A 22,951-nucleotide genomic window follows, 5' to 3' on the forward strand; every position below is an offset into this window, starting at 1 on the left:
CTTCTGCCATTCTTTCCATTCCTTCACACATATCTATTTCATCTCCTTCTGGTAAATCTCTAATTAAATCTAAGCTTCCTGTAATGATAGCTGCATAAATAAAGTTATCTCTATTCATCTTTACTTTTCGATGCAATCCTTCATAGTTCCCTTTATACATCTCTTGGATGGCTTCTATAAAATATCTTGTTTGTTCATCTTTGATCTTACTGGTATCTATTTCTTTAACATCTACTAAATAGATTTTCCAATCATTAAAGTAGGGGTTTAATTCTTCTGGTATATCAAAATAATTATTTAGTTTTACTGGGGCATTCCATTTCTTATCTCCCGTATAAAAAACGATCATAACTTGAGGAACTAATCTTTTGTTCTTTTTGTTTTTTAACTGTTTTAAATACTCCAACATTTCATAGATTCCACATCGAATTACCATTTCAAAATCAATCGTACTTTGATGTTCAATACTCAAGAGACAATAGACACCATTGATATCCGTTTTTTACGACAATGTCCCTTCTTCTTTTTTTATCTTCTGCACTCTTTGTATCATCGATAATAAATGATGTATCATTTTCATAACGTACAAGTCTTTCAGGATGAATGACTTGTTTGCCATCAAACAAGATGGCATTATATAAAGATGCAAAATGAGTATCATTGCTAAGGAAAGTACGACAGGCACTATCGGGTGTTAATTTATTTGTTAGTATCAATTATTATTACCTGCTTTCTTATTGATTTGAGGTAACTTATCTAGATTTGTTACAAATAAATTGTATCATATGTCCTTCTCTATTTCGTCTCAAATTTGTTTCATATTTATCTCAGTTTTGTCTCAAACTTAATTCACAAATACTTCTTTTCTGTTATTATTATATACTTTCTTTTATTTTAATTCATTGGACAGATTGTCCAATGAATCACTATTCATAAATACAATAAAAGCCTGTCAACAAATTATTTTGTCAACAGGTTAAAATATCTTTAAAAAGTATCTTTATTGTAAATATTAAGTAGTCCTATCCGTGATTTAACACCAGTTTTTTTATAAATAGAAGAAATATATCTTTCTAATGTTCGTTTTGAAACATACATATTATTAGCAATATCTTGGACACTATCTTCTGTTGAAGTAAGATATTCAAAGACTTCAATTTCTCTAGGAGTAAAAGTATACTGCTCTTTGATTTTTAGCAACTTCTCTTCTTTTGAAAATAAAGCTATTTTACTTTCACCTAATTTTTCAATCAAAACTTTTCTTTGTAAACTATATGTAGATGCAATAATAGTAACTATGACAAATAAACAAATAACTAAAACAACAACAATTAAATTTCCTTGTGAATTAATCAAAACCAATGAACTTCTAGATAAGATTACCGCTGCTAGATTATTCACAGCTCTTCCTAGCCCTGCCCACAAATCAGGAAATTTCATATAACTAGCAATCTCCATAAAACTCGCAGTAAAAAAGACAACGAAGAATCCAGATGTCATATAAAAAATAAGCAAACCTATTAAAAGTGACTCTGAATACTTTAAAACAATAATACAAATTGTTGATAATAACATGACACAATACATAATCATGCTCATAAATCTACGATCTTTAAAATCAAAAATAATTCCACCAAGTAAGCCACTTAACGCTAACAAAACACGTGGGAATTCTTCTATGTTTACTTCCCCTGTAGCATGTAAAAGTGTTACTGCATTATCAAGAGTACTAAAAACACATGACATCATAAAAACAAGTAAAATCAATAACCCACCACATATTTGTCTTTCTTTTTTGACCTTTGAAACATCTAAATGATGATTTAAGGTATTAGGAATTGTTGTGAGTATAAACATTAAAATACCCATAAATATATCTAAAACAATATTTTCTATAAATGGTAAAGAAACAAAATTATTATTTATAAATTGCAAAATAATACCAATCATATAAGAGATTCCTACACATCTAGCAAGATACTTTTGATCAGGAAGTATACATATGGCTTTATAGGAAGTAACACCACCTAATCCTCCTAAAAAAAGAAATAAAATAAGTCCTGTTATAAGTGTAATCAAGTAAGTAGGATGTAAATAGATAATTGTAATTAAAGCAACAATAATTATTGCACTTATACCTATACATATACGGCGAGATAATCCTTTAAAATAACGATTATATACGGGATATAAAACAAACCCTAGACAACTCGTTCCTAAGACATAATTTTGTGATAAAACAACTGTATTTTCAGACACTAAAAGAGAAATCATATCTACAAACAAATACTCTATCCCCAAAAAGATGAATGTAAAAATAGCCATCAACATAATTACTTTTATGTAATTTATTTTTTCTTCAGCTTTCATAATTTCATCCCCTTTTTTTAATATTAATGAAAATAAAATGTTAAATCAAGTTTATATAAACAAAAACACAAGAATTAATCTTGTGCTTCATCTTTATCATCATAGTAATTTCTTACCAATGATTGTGTTTTTCTAATATGTTTTTCTACATTTGCTTTTGCAAGTGCTTTATCTTTCTTTACAATCGCTTCATAAATTTCTTTATGTTCTTGTGCTGCTTCAATTAAACGATTTGGTTGTTTAATTGAATGTCTGGAAGTAACATGAATATAATAGTTAATATCTGACAATAATTGTTCAAAATATTGTGAATGAGTTGCTCTATAAATAGCTTCATGGAAATCAATGTTTACTTCTGTAAATCTTTCTTGATCATTTTTTTCAGCATAGAATTCTAATAAATCATAGATTTCTTTAATTCTATCTAATTCTTCTTGAGTAATACGATCAATAGCAAGTTGTACAGATAAACTTTCTAAAACAACACGAATTTCTAACATATCATCAATATCTCTTGATGAAAAACCTAATACATAAACTCCTTTATTAGGAATACTTTTAACTAATCCTTCTAACTCTAATTGTTTTAAAGCTTCTCTAATAGGTGTTCTAGAAATATTTAGTTCTTTAGAAAGAACAACTTCATTTAATTTTTGTCCTTTTTCATATTCTTCATTTAAAATCTTATCTCTTAAAATACAAAAGATACGATGTCCTAAGGAACCATGTCCTGCATTTTCTAAAATATTTTTTTTCATACTATAACCTATCTATAATTGCTTGCGTGAATTCCTTTGTAGAAGCATGTCCACCAATATCACGCGTTACAATTTTTCCCTCTTCTACGACTTTTGAAAGTGCATCACGTAGTCTATTTGCTTGATCATTTTGTCCTAAGGCTTCTAACATTAAAGCAAACGCTAAAAGAAGAGCACTTGGATTGGCAATGCCTTGTCCTGCAATATCAGGAGCACTACCATGAACAGCTTCATAAATACGGTATTCATCTCCAATATTTCCACTAGGAGCAAATCCTAAACCACCTACTAAACCTGCACATAAATCAGAAACAATATCTCCATATAAATTAGGAGCCACTAAAACATCAAATGTTTCTGGTCTTAAAACAAGTTGCATACACATATTATCTATGATAACTTCTTGTTTTTCGATTTCTGGATAATCTTTACCTACATTTCTAAAACATTCTAAGAATAATCCATCTGTAAATTTCATAATATTTGCTTTATGAATGGCTGTGACTTTTTTTCTACCATTTGCCTTAGCATATTCAAAAGCATAACGACAAATTTTTTCACTTGCTTCTCTAGTAATTAATTTAATACCATGAGCAACATCATCACCCACCATATATTCAATTCCTTTATAAAGATCTTCCGTATTTTCACGAATCATGACTAAATCAATATTTTCATATTTAGAATCAATTCCTTTAAAAGAACGAATTGGTCTTACATTGGCATAAGTTGCAAATTTTTGTCTTAAAGCAACATTGACACTTCTAAAACCAGTCCCAATAGGTGTTGCTGTTGGACCTTTTAATGCCCATTTATATTCTTTAATAGCATCTACAAGTCCTGGTTCAAAGACTTCTTTTGTTTTAGCGGCATATTCTGCACCTGCTTGATATTCTACCCATTCAATATCTAAATTCATGGCTTTTGTAATGTCAACAACACTTTGTGAAATTTCTTTTCCGATTCCATCACCTGGAATTAATACTGCTTTCATTAAAAGTCACCTCCTAATTCTTTAATTGCATTTAATAGACCACCATATTGAATCATTGTTTTTTCTCTTGGTGATAATTTTAATTTTGCGGTAATTGTTTGATTATTTGTTTTATTGATAACAGTAATATCTTTATTGTTTTCAACACTATCTAATAAATTAATTAATTCATATTCATCTTGATCATTAAAGAAATCGTAATCTTTTTGATCAATAACAAGTGGTAAAATACCATTATTAATTAAGTTTGAACGATGAATTCTTGCAAATGAAATAGCAAAAATTGCTTTGATCTTTAAATAATTAGGAACAAGGGCTGCATGTTCACGTGAAGAACCTTGACCATAGTTATCTCCACCAACAATAAATCCTCCACCATTTTCAATACATCTGTTATAGAATTGATCATCTACTTTACAGAAAGAGAATTTAGCAAGATATGGAACATTACTTCTATATGGAAGCAATTTAGAATCAGATGGCACAATATGGTCTGTAGAAATATTATCTCCTACTTTTAAACATACTTTACCTTTAAATGTATCTGGTAATTTATCTCCACGAGGAACTGGTTTAATATTTGGTCCCATATAAACTTCATTTTGAGGATCATATTCATCAATAAAGAAATTCTTATTCTTCACAAATGGTGTATTTTCAATATCATCTAAATACATATCATCTTCAAATTCATCTGTTAAATAACCTTTAATTGCACTTAAAGCAGCAACTTCAGGAGATACTAGATAAACACTGGCGTCATTTGTTCCTGAACGTCCTTTAAAGTTACGGTTGATAGTTCTAAGTGAAACACCTTTAGAAAGAGGTGCTTGCCCCATACCAATGCATGGTCCACAACCACATTCAAGAATTCTGGCACCAGAAGCAATCATGTCTGCTAAAGCTCCACATTTAGAAAGCATTGCTAGAATACTAGAAGAACCTGGAGCAATAACAAGTGATACATGTGTTGCAACTCTTCTTCCTTTTAAAATTTTAGCTGCTTTTAACATATCTGGAAGTGATGAGTTTGTACATGAACCAATCACTACTTGATTGATTTTCATTCCTCTTAATTCACTTACTGGTACAACTGCATCTGGACTATGTGGTTTAGCAGTTAATGGTACTAATTTTGATAAATCAACTGTGATTTCTTCATCATATGTAGCATCTTCATCTGCTTTTAATTCAACATAATCTTCTTCTCTTCCTTGTTGAATTAAGTATTCTTTAGTAATTTCATCTGTTGGAAAAACAGAAGTCGTTGCCCCTAATTCAGCCCCCATATTACAAATAGTTGCACGATCTGTTAATGATAATTCTTTTAAACCTTCTCCAGTGTATTCAATAATCTTATTAACTCCACCTTTGACAGATAATTGTTGTAAAATATATAAAATAACATCTTTAGCCGAAGCCCATTTTGCTTTTTTACCCACTAAATTTACTTTAACAACACTTGGACATTGTAAATAATATGTACCTGTTGCCATTGCTACAGCAACATCTAATCCTCCTGCCCCAATAGCAATCATTCCCATGGCACCACATGTTGGTGTATGTGAATCTGATCCTACTAATGTTTTACCAGGTTTTGCAAAGTTTTCTAATTGCAATTGGTGGCAAACACCATTTCCTGGTTTAGAAAAAGTAATTCCATGTTTTTTAGCTACACTACGAATAAATTCATGATCATCCATGTTTTCAAATCCTGTTTGTAACATATTATGATCAATATAAGCAACTGCCTTTTCGACAGCCACATGTTCAATTCCCATTGCCTCTAATTGTAAATAAGCCATTGTCCCTGTTGAATCTTGAGTTAATGTTTGATCAATTTGAATCCCTATTTGTTGACCAGCTACTAATTCACCACTTTTAAGTTTAGAACTTAAAATCTTATACGCTAAATTCATTATTCTACGTCCCCCTTATTACGATTGTATACAATTATACATTCCGTATGTATTATTGTAAATACATTCTATGCAATTAAAGGGATTTTTTTACGTATATTTCATGAATATTGTATATTGTATACAGTAATTAATCATTTAAAAAGGGAGCAAAAGCTCCGCTTTTTCTTTTATAAATCTAAGGCATATGCAATCGCAAGTTTTGTTGTATCTACGATTGAATCAATATGACAACGTTCTTTACCATGTGAATTAATAACAGCCATACCAAATGCTGCAGCATAAACATTATTACCTGCACGAATTGCAGCATTAGCATCTGTTCCATAATGGAAGAATACATCAACACAATAATTTAAGTTTGTTTGTTTAGCTTGGTTGATAATTCTTGTAGTAAGTTCTCTATCATATGGTGAATAGTTATCTTTAGCACAGATACTTACCGTTTTTTCATCTGCATGATAATCAGGACCAATTAATCCGATATCTAAAGCCACATATTCTTCTACTTCTTCTGGTACATAAGCTCCACCATGTCCAATTTCTTCATAAATTGGGAAAGCTAATAATGTACGATATTTTGGTTTTAAATTATTTCTTTTGAAGTAAGCCATTACTTCGATTAAAGCAGCAACTGCAGCTTTATCATCAATATAACGTGATACAACATATCCTGATGGTGTATATTCAAAATGAGGATCTACTGAAATCACATCACCATGATCAATACCTAAAGCCATAACTTCTTCTTTAGAATGAACATCTTCATGTAAGATAACTTCCATATGGTCTTCATCTCTTGGCATAGTTCTTGCATCTTCAAATACATGAACTGAGTGAGATTTACAAATAACCATACCTCTATATTTACGTCCATCTCTTGTAATAAGAGTAACACCTTCACCTTCCATACTATGATAGTTAACTCCACCTAATTGTCTTACAATTAAATGACCATTATCATCAATATGACGAACAATTAAACCAATTGTATCTAAGTGAGCACCCATACATACTGTTTTAGAATTATCTTCACCTTCTAAAGTAATGTAAGCTGTTCTTTTACGATCATAAGTCACTTCATAACCAAATTCAGCTGCTTTTTTTTCTAATAAAGCCCCAACTTCTTCGTAATAACTTACTGGACTTGGTACATTAATAAATTCTTCACATAATTCAACTAATTCTTTTTTGTCAATATTCATTTCCATTTTATAATACCTCTTTTACTTTTTATCATATAAATGACATGCGCAGAAATGACCTGGTTCTACTTCTTTAAAATCGGGTCTATCTGTTTTACAAATATCCATTGCTTTCGGACATCTTGTACAGAAACGACATCCTTTTGGTGGGTTGGCTGGACTTGGCACATCGCCACCTAAGATTTGTTTATCTTCAATTCTTTCTTTTCCAATTCTTGGAATTGCTGAGAATAATGCTTGTGTATAAGGATGTAATGGTTTGGCATAAAGTGATTCAGTATCAGCCATTTCCATCATATTTCCTAAATACATAACTCCTACTCTATCAGCAATATGTTTTACAACACTTAAGTCATGGGAAATGAAGATATAAGCAATACCCATTTTTTCTTGTAACTCATTTAATAAGTTGATGATTTTTGCTTGAATCGAAACATCTAACGCTGAAACAGGTTCGTCACAAATAATCAATTTTGGTTGTAAAGCAATTGCACGGGCAATCCCAATACGTTGTCTTTGTCCTCCTGAGAATTCATGAGGATAACGATACATGTAATCTAAGTTTAAACCAACTTGTTTCATAACTTCCACAATACGTGCATCACGTTCTTCTTTTGTTTTATAACATTGAGCGATATCGATTGGTTCAGCAATAATATCTTTAACTGTCATACGTGGATTTAAAGAAGCATAAGGATCTTGGAAAATCAATTTGATTTTATCACGAGCTTCTTGTAATTCTTTACCTTTTAAGCTTGTAAAATCTTGACCATCTAAGATAACTTTTCCTTCAGTTGGTTCAATTAAACGGATCACACTTTTACCCATTGTTGATTTACCACATCCTGATTCACCAACAATCCCAAAAGTTTCTCCTACTTTAACATCAAAGCTAATATCATCTACCGCTTTAACAACGCTTTTTTTACCTCTTAAAGAAGATGATTTAATAGAATAATATTTCTTTAAATGTTCTACTTTTAATAAAACGTCTTGATTATTTTCCATTTTCTACATCCTCCTTATTCCATCTTTCATGATATTTCCAACAACGTACTAAATGGTTTTCACCATGTTCCATCATTGCTGGACATTCTTGATGACAGATTTCTTTAGCATGTTTACAACGTGGTGCGAAGAAACATCCTTTTGGAAGTTCATAAAGCATTGGTACAGAACCAGGAATAACTTCCAATTCTTCTTGATCATCGCTATCAATATCAGGAATTGATCTTCTTAAACCGATTGTATAAGGATGTAAAGGATTTTTAAATAAATCTTCTACATTTGTATATTCTACGATCTTACCTGCATACATAACGATTACGTTATCTGCCATTTCTGAAATAACACCCATATCATGTGTAATTAATAATACGGCTGTATTTAATTCTTTTTTCATTTTATTAATTAATTTTAAGATTTGTGCTTGAATAGTCACATCTAATGCTGTTGTAGGTTCATCACAAATCAATAATGATGGATTACAAGAAAGTGCCATTGCAATCATGATTCTTTGTCTCATCCCACCAGATAATTGATGAGGACAAGAAGCAAATACTTTTTCAGGCATTGGAATACCTACAAGTCTAATCATTTCTAAAGCACGTTCTTTAGCTTCTTGTTTACTCATTTTTTCATGAGTTAAAACAGCTTCCATAATTTGTTTTCCAACAGTAACAACTGGATTTAAAGATGTCATTGGTTCTTGGAAAATCATTGAGATTTCTTTACCACGAATATCTCTCATTTCTTTAGGAGATTTCTTTAATAAATCTTCTCCTTTATACATAATTTCACCAGCAGTAATCTTTCCTGGAGGAGAAGGGATTAATTGCATTAATGATAAAGCAGTCATACTTTTACCACAACCAGATTCTCCAACTACTCCTAAAGTTTCTCCTGGTTTGATACTAAAACTTACTTCTTGTACAGCAGGAAGCGCTCCACGATCTGTAAAGAAGGTAATACCAAGATCTTTGACTTCTAATAATTCTTTATTTTCACTCATATCTTTTCCCCTTTTTACGATCTTAATTTTGGATCAAGCGCATCTCTTAATCCATCACCTAACATATTGAACGCTAATACTGTAATAATAATAGCTAAACCTGGAATAACTGAATAGTATGTTGCACTACGAATATATGGTTGTGAAAAACTAATCATTGAACCCCAGCTTGACATTGGTGCTTTAACACCTAAACCTAAGAAGCTTAATGATGCTTCTGACATAATTGCATTTGGAATACCTAATGTTACAGTAACGATTAATGTTGATAAACAGTTAGGTAATAAATGTTTCATAATAATTCTAAAACTATTTCCACCGCTGACTTTACATGCATCGATGTATTCCATCTTTTTAAGACGCATAACATCCCCACGAATAAGTCTGGCAGTCGAAGACCAACCTAAAAGACCCAACGCTAAGTAAAGGTTAATTAAACCTGGTCCTAAAACGAACATGATAGCCATGGCAAATAATAAGAATGGGAATGATGAAAATACTTGGATTAAAAATGAAATGACAGCATCTACTTTTCCACCAAAGTATCCAGCACAAACACCCATTGTATAACCAATAACTGTCGCAATAATTTGTGAAACAATACCAACACTTAATGAAATACGACATCCATAAATAATTCTTGAGAAGATATCTCTTCCTAAATCATCTGTCCCAAACCAATGTGCAGCACATGGTTTCATTAAACGATCAGCAAGAACTTGTTTATCTGGATCATAAGGAGCAATCAATGGTGCAAATAAAGCAATTAAGCATAATAAAATAACGATAAATAAACATGCCATAGCCACTTTATTTTTCTTAAAAATGTTCCAACTGATTGACCAATAACTTTGATATGTTTGATCTTTTTTCTTTTTAAACATTCTATGATGACTCCTTTCCTAAACGAATTCTTGGATCTACTACTGTATAAAGTAAATCAACAACTAAATACATAACGACACAAATAACAGCGATATACATAACGCCACCTTGGACGATTGGTAAATCACGTGTATTAATACTATCTACTAACATTTTTCCAATTCCAGGAATTGAGAAAACTGATTCTACTAAAACAGAACCTGTTAAGATGTTTCCTAAATCAGATCCAGCAATAGTAATAATTGGAATTAATGCATTACGTAAAGCATGTTTGATTGTAACAACCCAACCTTTTAACCCCTTAGCTTGAGCAGTACGGATGTAATCTTGTGATAAAACATCTAACATACTTGTTCTTGTAATACGCGCAATACTTGCTGCATATCTTGTTCCTAAGGCAATACCAGGTAAGATAAATGATTTAAAGCTATCAATACCTGATAGTGGCAATAAATTAAATTTCAAACAAATAACAATTTGTAAGATAATAGCAATCCAAAATGCTGGAGCTGAAATACCAAATACAGAAATTGTCATTAAAGCTGAATCAATCCATTTACCACGATTAACAGCAGCTACAACACCTACAACAACACCTAAAACAACTGCTAATACATAAGCAATCCCAGCAAGTTTAGCTGTTACTAAAAATGAACTTGTTAAAATATCTAATACTGGTTTATTTTGAAAATATGATGTTCCAAAGTTACCTTGTAACATATTTCCTAACCAACTAAAGTATTGAATATAAATTGGTTGGTCCAATCCCATTTCATGTGTTACACGTGCAATGGTTGCTTGATCTGCGAATTCACCCAACATGATTTCAACAGGGTTACCAGGCACAATATTTAACACAAAGAATGTAATTAACGAAATACAAAAAACGACACCAATAGCTTGTAATACACGTTTTAGTAAATACTTCGCCATATTTTTCCTCCTTCTTCCTACAATAAATATATGGAATGCATCGCTGCATTCCATATATGATTAACACTTATTAAATTTCATTTACTATTTTTTAGATAAATCAATATCGATGTTATATAAATGATAAATTAAGTTTCCTAATTTAGCATTTTTTACATATGGTTTAGCAACAAATTGTAACTTACCGTAATATAAAGGAATTGTTCCATAATCTTCACGAGATAAGATATAATCTGCTTTTTTGTATAATTCAACACGTTTATCAGAATCAGTTGATTCTCTAGCTTCTTTCATTAATGAATCGAATTCAGGATTGTTGTAGAATACACCTTTACCTACAGCATTTTCTGAATAGTAATAAGTATACATTTGGTTATCAGCATCTGCATATAATGGGAACCATCCAACGATTGTTGCTTGTAATTCACCAGCAGCTCTTGCTGAAGACCAGATACCTGCATCAATTGTTTCTACGTTCATAGTAATTCCAGCTTCTTTTAAGTAAGCTTGTAATGCAGTTGCAATTTTTTCTTCGTTTTGTCTAACTTTGCAAGTAAATGTAGGGTTTGAAATACCTGCATCAGCTAAAACTTTTTTAGCTTTTGTAACGTTATGTTCATAAGCTTTTAATTTGTCATCATGACCAGGAACACCTGGGTTTAAGAATGATGAAGCTGGTTGGGCAGCACCATTTAATACTGTGTTACATAATTCTTTACGGTTAATAGCTAATGAGATTGCTTCTCTTACAGCTTTATTGCTTAATACTGGATCAGTATCTTTAATTGATAAGAAATATGTACCTAATGGAGTTATTTGAGTAATTTCATCTTTTAAATCACTATCTTTATATTGATCTAATAATGAAGTAGATAAGTCACACATATCAATGTTACCTTGTTCATATTCCATCATTTTTGTACTTACATCATCAATATAAACAATTTCTAAACGATCTAAGTTAACTTTTTTACCATGATAGTTTTTATTTGGAACCATTACAACTTTAGTTTGTTCATCATTTTCTTTAATTACATAAGGACCAGTACCAATTAAGTTAGTTCCTTTACCCCAGTTTTCACCAGCAGCAGCACATGCATCAGAAGGATAAATTGAAGCATAGTCCATACCTAAGTTAGCAACAAATGGTGCAAATTTGTAATCAATATGTAATTTAAAAGTGTAATCATCAACTGTTTCAAAACCACTTAATTCAGTAGCTTTACCATCTAACATATCTTGAGCACCAGTAATCATGTTGTACATATATGTATTTGTACATCCTGTTGCTGGTGTAAACATTCTTTCGAATGTATATTTAACATCTTCAGTAGTTAAATCAGAACCATCTGAGAATTTAACACCTTTTTTAAGTGTAATTGTATAAGTTAATCCATCATCAGATACTTCTGGCATATCTTTAGCAAGAACACATTCTTCTTTGTTGTCATCATTCCAACGATATAATCCTTCTAATACGTTGTCAGCAACAGAAGAAGCCCCTGAGTTTGAGTTAGTTTGCATATCTAAACCAACTTTTGGATTAGATTGACCAAAGCGAAATACTTTTTCGCCACTTTCTGTACTTTTGCTTGAGCTACTTGAACCACCACATCCAGCTAAGGATACAGCCATTGCAGCAACAGCAAGAACAGATAAAGATTTCTTTAATAAGTTCATTTCCCTTTCCTCCTAGTTTTAACAATTCCCTACTTAAAATTTCTTAAAGTACCTTTGTATTATAAAGTACCTTTGTATTATATCAAAGGGCTTTCTTGATTTCAATAGAATGTTGCATTTTTGTATACAATTAAGAATAATTATCTAATTTCATACCTTATTATCATACTTTTTTATGTTTTTTTGCAAAAAAATGTTCTTGTTTATGCAAAAAAACAATATCCACACCATATGGATATTGTTTTTTATTTTAAAGCATGCTTGTCATTCCACCATCAATAACAAGTAATTGTCCTGTTGTATAAGTACAAGCATCACTTGCAAAGTAAATAAGTGCTCCGTTCATTTCACCTTCACGACCAAATCTCTTAAGGGCTACTCTGTTTTTTAAAACAAGTGAACCTGGTGCATCTAAAGCATCATGTGTCATTTCTGTATCATAGACGCCTGGTGCAATGGCATTAACAAGAATACCATAAGGAGCTAAATCTCCAGCCATGGCTTTTGTAAGATTGACAACCCCGCCTTTAGCCGCAAAATAACTTACTTGAGCAGGTCCAGCTTGAATACCACCAACCGATGAAATATTAATAATTCTTCCATATTTTTGTTTCATCATAATTGTTGAAACTTCTCTTGCCATAAGGAAGACACCTTTTAAATCAGTATCTAAAACTTTATCCCATTGTGCTGTTGTATGATCATGAAGACCACTAGAGTATTCCACAACACCTGCATTATTTACAAGAATATCAATTTTTCCAAAATGATCAACAACAGCTTTGACTGCTTCTTTAATACTTGCTTCATCTGTAACATCACATGAAACAGGTAAACAATCATGTCCATTTTGTTTTAATTCTTTAGAAAATTCTTCTAATCTTTCTTTTCTACGTGCAAGGATAGCGACATCGCATCCTTGTTCACTTAATGCTCTTGCAAATTGTTGTCCAAGTCCACTTGAAGCTCCTGTAACAACCGCTACTTTTCCTGTTAAATCAAAACTAATCATCTTTATTATCTCCTATTCCATCACACGAATTGCATGATATCCTTCATGAATTGCTGTTAAGATTTTTCTTGGTGCAACAGCATCTCCAATAACAGCAACTTCATTATATTTTTCATCTAATAAATCTTCTAATTGATTATTAGGTCTAAATCCAACAGCATTTAAAACAGTATCACATTCAAGCATCATTGCTTGTCCATCTCTTTCAAATGTAACACTTGTTGGTGTAATATTTGTTACTTTAGCGTTTGCTTCAACTTTAACACCACGATCTTTAACCATTTTTCTTAAATGTTGATCATTATTTAAACAATGGTTCGCTGTAAATAAGATGTCTGGACACATTTCTACTAATGTCACATCTCCATCTTTTCCAGCAATATCACAAGCAGCTTCTGTACCAGCAAGACCAGCACCAATAACAACAACTTTTTTACCAACTGTTGCTTGATGTGTTAAATAATCACTAGCAAGAATTGTTGTATCAATACCTGGAATTGGTGGCATAGCAGGAGTTGAACCAGCAGCTAAGATAACTTTATCATAGTCTCCTTCAAGATTATCTTTAGTAATTGCTGTATTTAAATGAACATTGACTCCTAATTTTTGACATTGTGTTTCTAAGTATTTAATTAATTTTAAAACATCTGCTTTAAAATCTGGACCACCTGCAGGCCAAAGTGTTCCCCCTAATTTATCTTCTTTTTCATATAAATCCACATCAAAACCACGACGTTTTGCAGTAATGGCAGCCATCATACCAGCTGGACCTCCACCAATAACTAATACGTTACGTTTTTGACCATTTGGAAGTGGTAAAGCATACGCTTTTTCTGCATAACATAATGGGTTTACTGCACAATAGTAATGTTTTCCACTAAATCCAGCAAGTAAGCATTCATTACATCCAACACATGGAGCAATATCTTCTTCTTGATGTGCTTTAACTTTTTTAGGCCAGTATGGATCAGCTAACATTTGGTGAGCAAGTCCTACATAATCTAAAATACCATCTTCAATAGCTTTTTTAGCCACTTCAGGATCTTTTAAGTTACCATCACCTAATACTGGAACACTTACAACATCTTTGATTGCTTTTTGAACATCAAGTTTATATCCTTCTTTACTATAAACAGTAGTGATAGCTTGGAACCATTCTTCATAACATCCTGTATCAACATGTAAAGCATCAACACCAGCTTTTTCTAAGATTTTAGCCATTTCAATACCTTCATCAATGGTTCTAAAACCTTCTACTCTTTGATGTGGTGTAAATTTAACAAGCACTGGCATAGTATCTGGAACGTTCTTTTTAATTGCTTCAATACATTCCAAAGTAAAACGCATACGATTTTCAAGTGATCCACCATATTCATCTGTTCTATTATTCCATTGAACAGAATGGAATTGATCTAATAAATATCCTCCATAAGCATGTAATTCCACACAGTCTGCCCCAGCATTTACAGCAAGTGAAGCACTATACCCAACTTTTTCCACTAAATAATGAATATCTTCTTTTGAAAAAGGTTTACAAATTAAGTCAAGGAACCAAAATGCTCCAACACTACCTGCACTATAAGGTGGTGTAAAAGGATCGGTAAATTGTTGACGTCCTAAACCTGGTGATAATTGCACACATACTTTTGCACCATAAGCATGACATCTTTCAATTAACATGTTTAATCTTTCTACATGATGGAAATCAGAAAGTTCTGTACATGGTCTTGGTTCATATTTTGTAGAAACAACGTTAGCACCTGTAATAATTAAACCAGCACCACCTTTTGCTCTTTCTTCAAAATAATCAATACCTTCATTACAATAAGCTCCATCAGCTTCTCCAGTTGTTCCCATAGGTGACATGAAAATTCTGTTTTTTAATTTCATTTTACCTATGTATGTCTTATCAAATAAACTCTTAGCCATTTTCTTTTTCCTCCTCATACCAAAGTAAATGTTTATTTAACTCAAGTAAATTATATAACCGTAAAATTAAATGTCAACGCTTTCATAAAATAAAGTGAATTTTTTAACAAACTCTTTACATTAAATCTATGGTATATTATTTCTAAGGAGAATTTTATGAAAATAACAAGAGAAGAAATATCACAAACAGCTGTACAACTGTTTTTAGACAAAGGATATAATAATGTCACTATTCAAGATATTTGTAATGAATTACACATCACAAAACCAACTCTCTATAAATACGTTAATAATAAAGAAGACCTTATTTTAGATCTTTATGATTCAACCATTGATCATCTTGTTAAAGATACATATAAACTTGTTGATAGTGATAGTCACTATCAACAATTATTGATTGTCTTTTCAACATTGATTAAAGATACGAAAAAATATGGTTATGATTTATTTAGTCAAATGTTCATTGCAAATTTAAAAGAAAATCGTCATAGTTTTGATATGCGTGATAATCTTACAAAGCTTTGTATCATCATTATTAAAAAAGCCCAAGAACAAAAAGAAATTCACAATTTATCCAATCCAGAAATCTTATATCAAGCACTTGCTCATACCTTTACTGGTCATGAAGCTTTATGGTGTATTAAAAAAGGAGAAAAATGCTTCGATGAATCTTTTTATTTAAGCATGAATGCTTTATTAGAAGTAGATCCTGCTTATCAAGAATTATATAAAGAATATTTGTAAACAACTTATTTTATTGATAGAATAGTCGAGGTGATGAAAAATGCTTATAGAATGTTCAAATATAAAAAAATCATTTCAAGGAATTGACTTATTAAAAGATGTTAGTTTTAAAGTAGATGATCATGATAAAATTGCGATTATTGGCGTCAATGGTGCTGGTAAAACAACTATCTTAAATATCTTAATTGGTGAAGAAAGTTATGATAGTGGTGATTTATTTAAAAGTCGTGATTTAAATGTAGGTTATTTAAAACAACATCATGATTTAGATATGAATAAAACCATTTATGAATGTGCTTTAGAAGTCTTTGATCCACTTATTCAAATAGAAAATCGTATGCGTGAATTAGAAAGTATGATGTCTTATGATCATAGTGAACAAGTCATGAATGAATATGATTCATTGACTCAAAGATTTAATGAAAAAGATGGTTTTAGTTATCCAAGTCGTATTGTCGGAGTTTTAAAAGGAATGGGTTTTGTGGAAGAGGACTTTCAAAAATATGTCCATGAATTATCTGGAGGTCAAAAAACCAGACTTTGTCTTGCCAAGCTTTTATTAGAAGAACCTAAACTTTTGGTTTTAGATGAACCAACCAACCATTTAGATAGTCAAGCAATTTCCTTTTTAGAAAACTATTTAAAAGGATATAAAAATGCTTTAATTGTCGTTAGTCATGACCGTTATTTTATTGATGTTGTTTCTAATAAGATCATTGAAATAGAAAATGGAAAAAGTCATAGTTATAATTATCGTTATGAAGAATATTCTATTCAAAAAAGAACACAACGTGCGATTGATTTAAAACACTATATCAATCAACAAAAAGAAATTAAAAAGATACAAGAAAGTATTGATACTTTAAAATCATTTAATCGTGAAAAAAGTATTAAACGTGCTGAATCTAAAGAAAAACAACTTGCAAAGATTGAACGTATTGATCGACCAGAAAATTTACCAAGTGCCATCACTGTTCAATTTACACCAGCTATTGAATCAGGTTATGATGTTTTAAAAGTCACTGATTTATCAATGCGTTATGATCAAATTGTTTTTGAACACTGTAATCTTGATATCAAAAAAGGAGAACGCGTTGCGATTGTTGGTGAAAATGGTGTTGGTAAAACCACTTTATTTAAAGCTCTTGTGGGTCAATTACCAATTGAACACGGTAAAATTCGTTTTGGTAGTCACGTAGAAATGGCCTATTATGATCAAGAACATGAATCTTTAAATTATAATAAAACGATTTTTGATGAAATCAGTGATTGTTATCCACGTATGACCAATCAAGAAATTAGAAGTACTCTTGCTATGTTTAACTTTAGAGGCGATGATGTCTTTAAAGATATCGCAATGCTCTCTGGCGGGGAAAGAGGACGTGTTGTTTTAACCGAAGTTTTATTAAAACAAGCCAACTTCTTAATTCTCGATGAACCAACCAACCACTTAGATATTTCTTCTAAAGAAGTTTTAGAAGAAGCTTTAAGAAGTTTTGAAGGAACAATTTTATTTATTAGTCATGATCGTTATTTTATTAATAAAATTGCGACTCGTGTAATTGAAGTACAAAAAGATCAATGTCTTTCTTATAATGGTAATTATGATGATTATTTAAGTCAAAAAACGCCTGTTGTTGAAACAACACAAAAAGTGGTTACCGAAGCTAAACAAAGACAGATCATTGATAAAAAAACAAAGAATGAAATTAAAAAACTTGAAAGAACCATTGATTCTTTAGAAAAAGAAATCAATTCTTTAAAAGAAGAACTCACAAGTGAAGAAGTCATGAATAATTATAAAAAATATAATGAAATTACGGATTCTATTGAAGAAAAGGAAATGGATTTAATGGAAATCATGGAAAAATGGGAACAGTTACAAGCTTAACTGTCCCATTTTTTTCATAATATAAAAAAAATCAATATTTTAATATTATTTATGTATAATAGCCTTGAATTTAAGGAGGATATTTAAAATATGTTACACAAAACTTTAAAACCATTTCCTAAAGATTTCCTTTGGGGAGCAAGTACAAGTGCTTATCAAGTAGAAGGTGCAAGTTTAGAAGATGGAAAAGGTCCATCATGTCAAGATGTTAAAGTTGTACCAGAAGGGACTTCTGATTTAAAAGTCTGTGCAGATCAATATCATAGATATAAAGAAGATATCGCTTTAATGGCAGAAATGGGATTCAAAACTTATCGTTTCTCAATTTCTTGGTCAAGAATTATTCCTGAAGGAACAGGAGCTGTCAACCCTAAAGGGATTGAATACTATAACAATGTGATCGATGAATGTTTAAAATATGGAATTGAACCATTAGTAACTATGTTCCATTTCGATATGCCTGCAGCATTAGATGAACGTGGATCATGGGGAAACAGAGATTCAATCGATTGGTTCTTAAACTTCGCAAAAGTTATGTTTGAAAACTTTGGTGATCGTGTTAAATATTGGTTAACAATCAATGAACAAAACATGTTAACTTTAGTTGGACCAGTTATTGGAACATTAATGATTCCTGAAGGATGTACAAATGTTTTAAAAGAAACTTACCAACAAAACCACCATATGTTAGTAGCACAAGCAAAAGCTATGGCTTTATGTCATGAAATGTTACCAGGTGCTAAAATTGGACCAGCTCCAAATATCTCATTAGTTTACCCAGCAAGCTGTAAACCAGAAGATGTTTTAGCTGCACAAAACTACAACGCAATTAGAAACTGGCTCTATTTAGACATGGCTGTTTATGGAGTTTATAACAACCTAGTATGGGCTTATTTAGAAGAAAATGATGCATGTCCTGAATTTGGTGAAGGTGACGCAGAAGCATTAAAGAACGGTCATCCTGATTTCATCGGTTTCAACTATTATAATACTGCTACTGTAGAAGCAAGTGATGGAACTGAAGAATTAGATCTAGGTGCAGATCAACAAACTGCTCGTGGTGAAGCTGGTGTTTATAGAGGATATAAAAATCCTAACTTACCAACTACTGAATTCGGTTGGGAAATCGATCCTATGGGATTTAGAGCAACAATTCGTGAAATGTATTCAAGATATCGTTTGCCTATGGTCGTTACTGAAAATGGTTTAGGTGCTTATGATACTTTAACTGAAGATGGAAAAGTTCATGATCAATACAGAATTGAATATCTAAGAAAACATATCGAACAAATTCAATTAGCGATTACTGATGGTGCGGAAATGATGGGATATTGCCCATGGTCAGCAATTGACTTAATTTCTACTCATGAAGGTATGGTTAAACGTTATGGATTTATTTATGTTGATAGAGATGAATTTGATTTAAAAACATTAGATCGTTATAGAAAAGATTCATTCTATTGGTATAAAAAAGTTATCTCATCTAACGGTGAAGATTTAACTGATTAATGAAAATCGAGTCATCAAGACTCGATTTTTTCTTCTTTCCTTTTATAAATATACCCTGCCATTACTGACATGCTAACACTTCCTAATATAATATATAAATCTATAAAGTTTGTATCCCCTGTTTTAACTGCGGTTTTTTTAGGCATTATTTCTTTTTCTGTCGAGTAAACAGGATTATTTACATTTGCTTTTATTGATTGCTTTGAAGTCCATTGCCAAACGTGTTCTCCATTATTTTCCGGTTCATTTTTTGCTGTATGTATCCAAGAGCTATGTCCTCCTGTTTCATAGGTAGTTAAAATAGCACCTTTATCTTTTAATAAATTATATACTCGTAATGCGCTTTCTTCATATTTAACTGTTGTATCATCCTTAGCTTGTATCACCCATGTAGGTATATTAATTGCTTTTATTTCTTCATCAGTTATTCTTCTACCTTCTCCATATGTATTAATATTTTGTTGATCAATCGCTGGACATGTTGATACTACTGCCGCAAACATATTTGGATTATGAACCACCATATCTAACGCCATATATCCACCAGCAGAACATCCATATGAATAAATGCGTGTGGAATCAATGTTATTAGTAGCAATAATATTTTCGATTAATCCTTTAGCATCTTCTAAATTTTCAGACCATTCATGTGGTGTTTGTGGCGCTAAAACATAAGCTCCATCAAAAATACTTTGAGCTTCTTCGCCTGCAAAAGCAACAGCCCCTCTATTTGCTTTTAATTGAGATAAATTATTATAATGTAAGCCCCTATATCCTGATTCTCCTCCACCATGGAACCATACAATCAATGGATGTTGTTTCCCATCATTAGAATTTTTTGGTGTATAAAATTGATATTTTAGCCCATTAGATTCACCGGCAGAAAATTTTTCAATTTCATTATTTACTATTCCTTCATTTTGTAAAAAATGAATTTGATTTAATTCGCTTCCATTTTTTAGTGGTAATGCCTTATTCAAAGAAATTGTATATTGAATATTTAATAATGAATTGCATCCTTTTAATGTAGAAAAATTAGCTGTAAAATCTAATGTATTTTTCCCTTCAGTAGCATCATCAGTTACCAAATTTAAAATAATATTCCCATTTTTCTGTTCTATACTTTCTACCTTTCTATCTACATCATATAATCCACAATGTTGCAAACCATGTTGTGAATTAGGTCCAAAGAACTCTTCTTCTAATTTTATTGAATATACAGAAGTAGCCTTTGCATGTACATTAAACATATCCTTTGTTAGCTTTGACTCATCCACATTTAATTCTGAAGTTTTCAAAATAATTGAATCAATCGCCTCACCATCATCATAAACAGTAGATTGTAAGTCAAAATTGATATTATTATCATCTATTGCATGTATAGGAATAACACCAAAAGATAACATTAACATCATACTCAATAAATAAGTTGTAATTTTTTTCATAATACCCTTCCTTTCTATATTTAAAATATACAAGAAAAAATAAATGTATTATATTTATTTCGTGACTTATTTATCATTATTATGTGACTTTCTATATTGTCCAGGGGTTATATTATATATTTTTTTAAATATTGATATATATTGTGTTTCATTTGAAAAGCCATTGTTTAAAGCCACTTCTGCTATGTTTTTATTTATATTTATTAATTCATTCAATGATTTATTCAATCTATATTGTGTCAAATATTCCTTAAACGACATCCCTATTTCCTTTTTTAAAAGTCTAGAAAAATATTCTCTAGAATAGCCAAAATATTTAGCAACTTCGTATACACGTAATTCTTCTTTATAATGTTCAATGATATATTTTAAGATATTTTTTGTTTTCAGTGTATTACCTACATGCCTTTCTTCACTACATTCCTCATACAAAAATATCAACATTTTTAATGTCATCATCAATATAGACATGTTTTTTGAAAATTTATCATCTATAAATTCTTGATAGATTTTTAACATATAATTTGTTATTTTTTTATTTTTATTTGGATCATCTATATCAAAATATATATTTTTTATGTTTGGAATCATTTTTTCTAAGAAATTATAATTGATTTGTATTGTATATCCTACAATTTTATCACTATATCGTTTAAACTGAGGAATCGAATAATGAATTTCCTCACAATTTGTTAAATTAACACTATTTTTATATCGTATTCTTTTTTTCCCATTATTAAAAAAAATAACATTTTCTTCAAATACAATTGATAATTCTAGTGCTCTATGCCAATGTGCTGCACAAATTTGACATGGACTTTGCTTATGAAGATAAATACTTAAAGGCAAATTATTCATGGTTTTAGTTATTTCATAATATATTTCTTTCATTTTATTTCCTTCTTCCTTACTCTACTTTACTATATCATTTTATAATAAATTTCATAATCATAAATCACTAAAAATCGAGTCATCAAGACTCGAATTTTTTATATGTATTTAATTTGAAGTTTTCACAAAAACGAATCACACGTCCAATATAAAATGCTGAAAAAACAGTTCCTACCCCGATACCATAAATTGGACTACGACAAACAAGACAAACAATGACGGTTGATAAAATCATTGAAATATCAAAACAATTCTTACAAATAGAATACGGTTTATGTAAAACCTCTGAAATACTTAAAACAAGTCCATCGACTGGTGTCATGATTAAATCTCCTTTAAGCATGAAATAAACACCTATTGCACAACAAGTATTTCCAAATAGTAAAACAATAATTTGTGTATAAATATTTAAATCCATAGATGGTATTAAATATTGATAGAAGTCAACCAGAAAACCAAAGATAAAAGAAAATGGTATTTCTAAAACAAATTTTACACTTATTTTTCTTTCAATAATGATTTGAAGAAATACAAAGAGCAAGTAGAAAATAATGTTTGCCTGTCCAAAGGTCAAAGCACTTAAAGAACTTATCGCAAAAGGAAGGGTACTAAATGCCCCCACACCTAAATTTGATAACGTATTACATGTAATTCCCAATACTAAAATATTCATTCCTAAAAAGTAATAAACATATCTTTTCATATCGTCCCTCTTTTCAAAGTTATTTTATTGAATTTATTAATAACTTTCCAATATTATTATTTCATATTATAA

20 protein-coding genes are annotated in these 22,951 nt (G+C 30.8%); 3 read left to right on the top strand and 17 right to left on the bottom strand.

Annotated features, from left to right (window positions below):
* From ACLVEP_RS04235 to ACLVEP_RS04300, 14 genes are all read right to left on the bottom strand, one after another.
* Positions 1 to 472: Rpn family recombination-promoting nuclease/putative transposase (locus ACLVEP_RS04235; protein ID WP_412583055.1), on the bottom strand; the 472-nt coding region annotated here is incomplete at its 3' end.
* Entirely contained in the window at positions 462 to 716 is a 255-nt protein-coding gene (locus ACLVEP_RS04240) for a hypothetical protein (protein ID WP_412583056.1), read from the bottom strand. The genes ACLVEP_RS04240 and ACLVEP_RS04235, both read right to left, overlap by 11 nt.
* Positions 717 to 987: 271 nt before the next feature.
* Positions 988 to 2,370, bottom strand: a complete 1,383-nt coding sequence (locus ACLVEP_RS04245) for a helix-turn-helix transcriptional regulator (RefSeq protein WP_412583058.1) — start codon at positions 2,368 to 2,370, stop codon at positions 988 to 990.
* Positions 2,371 to 2,444: 74 nt separating this feature from the next.
* The gene (locus tag ACLVEP_RS04250; RefSeq protein ID WP_331872430.1) at positions 2,445 to 3,128 is read right to left on the bottom strand and encodes a GntR family transcriptional regulator; all 684 of its coding nucleotides are present in this window, start codon (positions 3,126 to 3,128) and stop codon (positions 2,445 to 2,447) included.
* A gap of 1 nt (position 3,129) precedes the next feature.
* On the bottom strand, positions 3,130 to 4,122 hold the full coding sequence (locus tag ACLVEP_RS04255; protein ID WP_317999491.1) for an isocitrate/isopropylmalate dehydrogenase family protein: 993 nt from the start codon (positions 4,120 to 4,122) through the stop codon (positions 3,130 to 3,132).
* Entirely contained in the window at positions 4,122 to 6,041 is a 1,920-nt protein-coding gene (locus ACLVEP_RS04260; protein WP_412583060.1) for an aconitate hydratase, read from the bottom strand. Before ACLVEP_RS04260 ends, ACLVEP_RS04255 begins: the two co-directional genes overlap by 1 nt.
* 170 nt (positions 6,042 to 6,211) lie before the next feature.
* Positions 6,212 to 7,252, bottom strand: a complete 1,041-nt coding sequence (locus ACLVEP_RS04265; RefSeq protein ID WP_412583062.1) for a M42 family metallopeptidase — start codon at positions 7,250 to 7,252, stop codon at positions 6,212 to 6,214.
* 15 nt (positions 7,253 to 7,267) lie between these two features.
* Positions 7,268 to 8,254 (bottom strand): ABC transporter ATP-binding protein, encoded by a 987-nt coding sequence (locus ACLVEP_RS04270; RefSeq protein WP_412583064.1) that lies wholly within the window; start codon positions 8,252 to 8,254, stop codon positions 7,268 to 7,270.
* Positions 8,244 to 9,257 carry an ABC transporter ATP-binding protein gene (locus ACLVEP_RS04275; RefSeq protein ID WP_331872427.1) on the bottom strand — a complete coding sequence of 338 codons (1,014 nt, stop codon included), beginning with the start codon at positions 9,255 to 9,257 and terminating at the stop codon, positions 8,244 to 8,246. Before ACLVEP_RS04275 ends, ACLVEP_RS04270 begins: the two co-directional genes overlap by 11 nt.
* A gap of 14 nt (positions 9,258 to 9,271) precedes the next feature.
* Positions 9,272 to 10,141 (bottom strand): ABC transporter permease, encoded by an 870-nt coding sequence (locus ACLVEP_RS04280; protein ID WP_331872426.1) that lies wholly within the window; start codon positions 10,139 to 10,141, stop codon positions 9,272 to 9,274.
* 1 nt (position 10,142) lies between these two features.
* The gene (locus tag ACLVEP_RS04285; protein ID WP_331872425.1) at positions 10,143 to 11,075 is read right to left on the bottom strand and encodes an ABC transporter permease; all 933 of its coding nucleotides are present in this window, start codon (positions 11,073 to 11,075) and stop codon (positions 10,143 to 10,145) included.
* Positions 11,076 to 11,159: 84 nt separating this feature from the next.
* Positions 11,160 to 12,755, bottom strand: a complete 1,596-nt coding sequence (locus ACLVEP_RS04290; RefSeq protein ID WP_412583067.1) for an ABC transporter substrate-binding protein — start codon at positions 12,753 to 12,755, stop codon at positions 11,160 to 11,162.
* Between the two features lie 250 nt (positions 12,756 to 13,005).
* Positions 13,006 to 13,767 (bottom strand): SDR family NAD(P)-dependent oxidoreductase, encoded by a 762-nt coding sequence (locus ACLVEP_RS04295; protein WP_412583069.1) that lies wholly within the window; start codon positions 13,765 to 13,767, stop codon positions 13,006 to 13,008.
* A gap of 12 nt (positions 13,768 to 13,779) precedes the next feature.
* Positions 13,780 to 15,696 carry an FAD-dependent oxidoreductase gene (locus tag ACLVEP_RS04300; protein ID WP_412583071.1) on the bottom strand — a complete coding sequence of 639 codons (1,917 nt, stop codon included), beginning with the start codon at positions 15,694 to 15,696 and terminating at the stop codon, positions 13,780 to 13,782.
* 156 nt (positions 15,697 to 15,852) lie between these two features.
* Here ACLVEP_RS04300 and ACLVEP_RS04305 point away from each other — a divergent pair, with 156 nt between their 5' ends.
* The 3 genes from ACLVEP_RS04305 to ACLVEP_RS04315 all read left to right on the top strand — a co-directional run bounded on the left by ACLVEP_RS04305 (position 15,853) and on the right by ACLVEP_RS04315 (position 19,840).
* Positions 15,853 to 16,440, top strand: coding sequence for a TetR/AcrR family transcriptional regulator (locus tag ACLVEP_RS04305; protein WP_412583072.1), 588 nt, complete (start codon positions 15,853 to 15,855; stop codon positions 16,438 to 16,440).
* Between the two features lie 40 nt (positions 16,441 to 16,480).
* Entirely contained in the window at positions 16,481 to 18,331 is a 1,851-nt protein-coding gene (gene abc-f, locus ACLVEP_RS04310; protein WP_412583073.1) for a ribosomal protection-like ABC-F family protein, read from the top strand.
* A 90-nt stretch (positions 18,332 to 18,421) separates the two neighbouring features.
* Positions 18,422 to 19,840 (top strand): glycoside hydrolase family 1 protein, encoded by a 1,419-nt coding sequence (locus ACLVEP_RS04315; protein ID WP_412583075.1) that lies wholly within the window; start codon positions 18,422 to 18,424, stop codon positions 19,838 to 19,840.
* Positions 19,841 to 19,854: 14 nt separating this feature from the next.
* Here ACLVEP_RS04315 and ACLVEP_RS04320 read toward each other — a convergent pair whose 3' ends face one another.
* From ACLVEP_RS04320 to ACLVEP_RS04330, 3 genes are all read right to left on the bottom strand, one after another.
* Positions 19,855 to 21,285 carry a prolyl oligopeptidase family serine peptidase gene (locus tag ACLVEP_RS04320; RefSeq protein WP_317999498.1) on the bottom strand — a complete coding sequence of 477 codons (1,431 nt, stop codon included), beginning with the start codon at positions 21,283 to 21,285 and terminating at the stop codon, positions 19,855 to 19,857.
* A gap of 66 nt (positions 21,286 to 21,351) precedes the next feature.
* On the bottom strand, positions 21,352 to 22,176 hold the full coding sequence (locus ACLVEP_RS04325) for a helix-turn-helix transcriptional regulator (protein WP_412583077.1): 825 nt from the start codon (positions 22,174 to 22,176) through the stop codon (positions 21,352 to 21,354).
* Positions 22,177 to 22,258: 82 nt separating this feature from the next.
* Positions 22,259 to 22,879: a YczE/YyaS/YitT family protein gene (locus ACLVEP_RS04330; protein ID WP_412583079.1), complete on the bottom strand. Its 621-nt coding sequence runs from the start codon at positions 22,877 to 22,879 to the stop codon at positions 22,259 to 22,261.
* Positions 22,880 to 22,951 lie beyond the last annotated feature (72 nt).

Source organism: Faecalibacillus sp., from assembly GCF_047023275.1.
GTDB lineage: Bacteria > Bacillota_I > Bacilli_A > Erysipelotrichales > Coprobacillaceae > Faecalibacillus.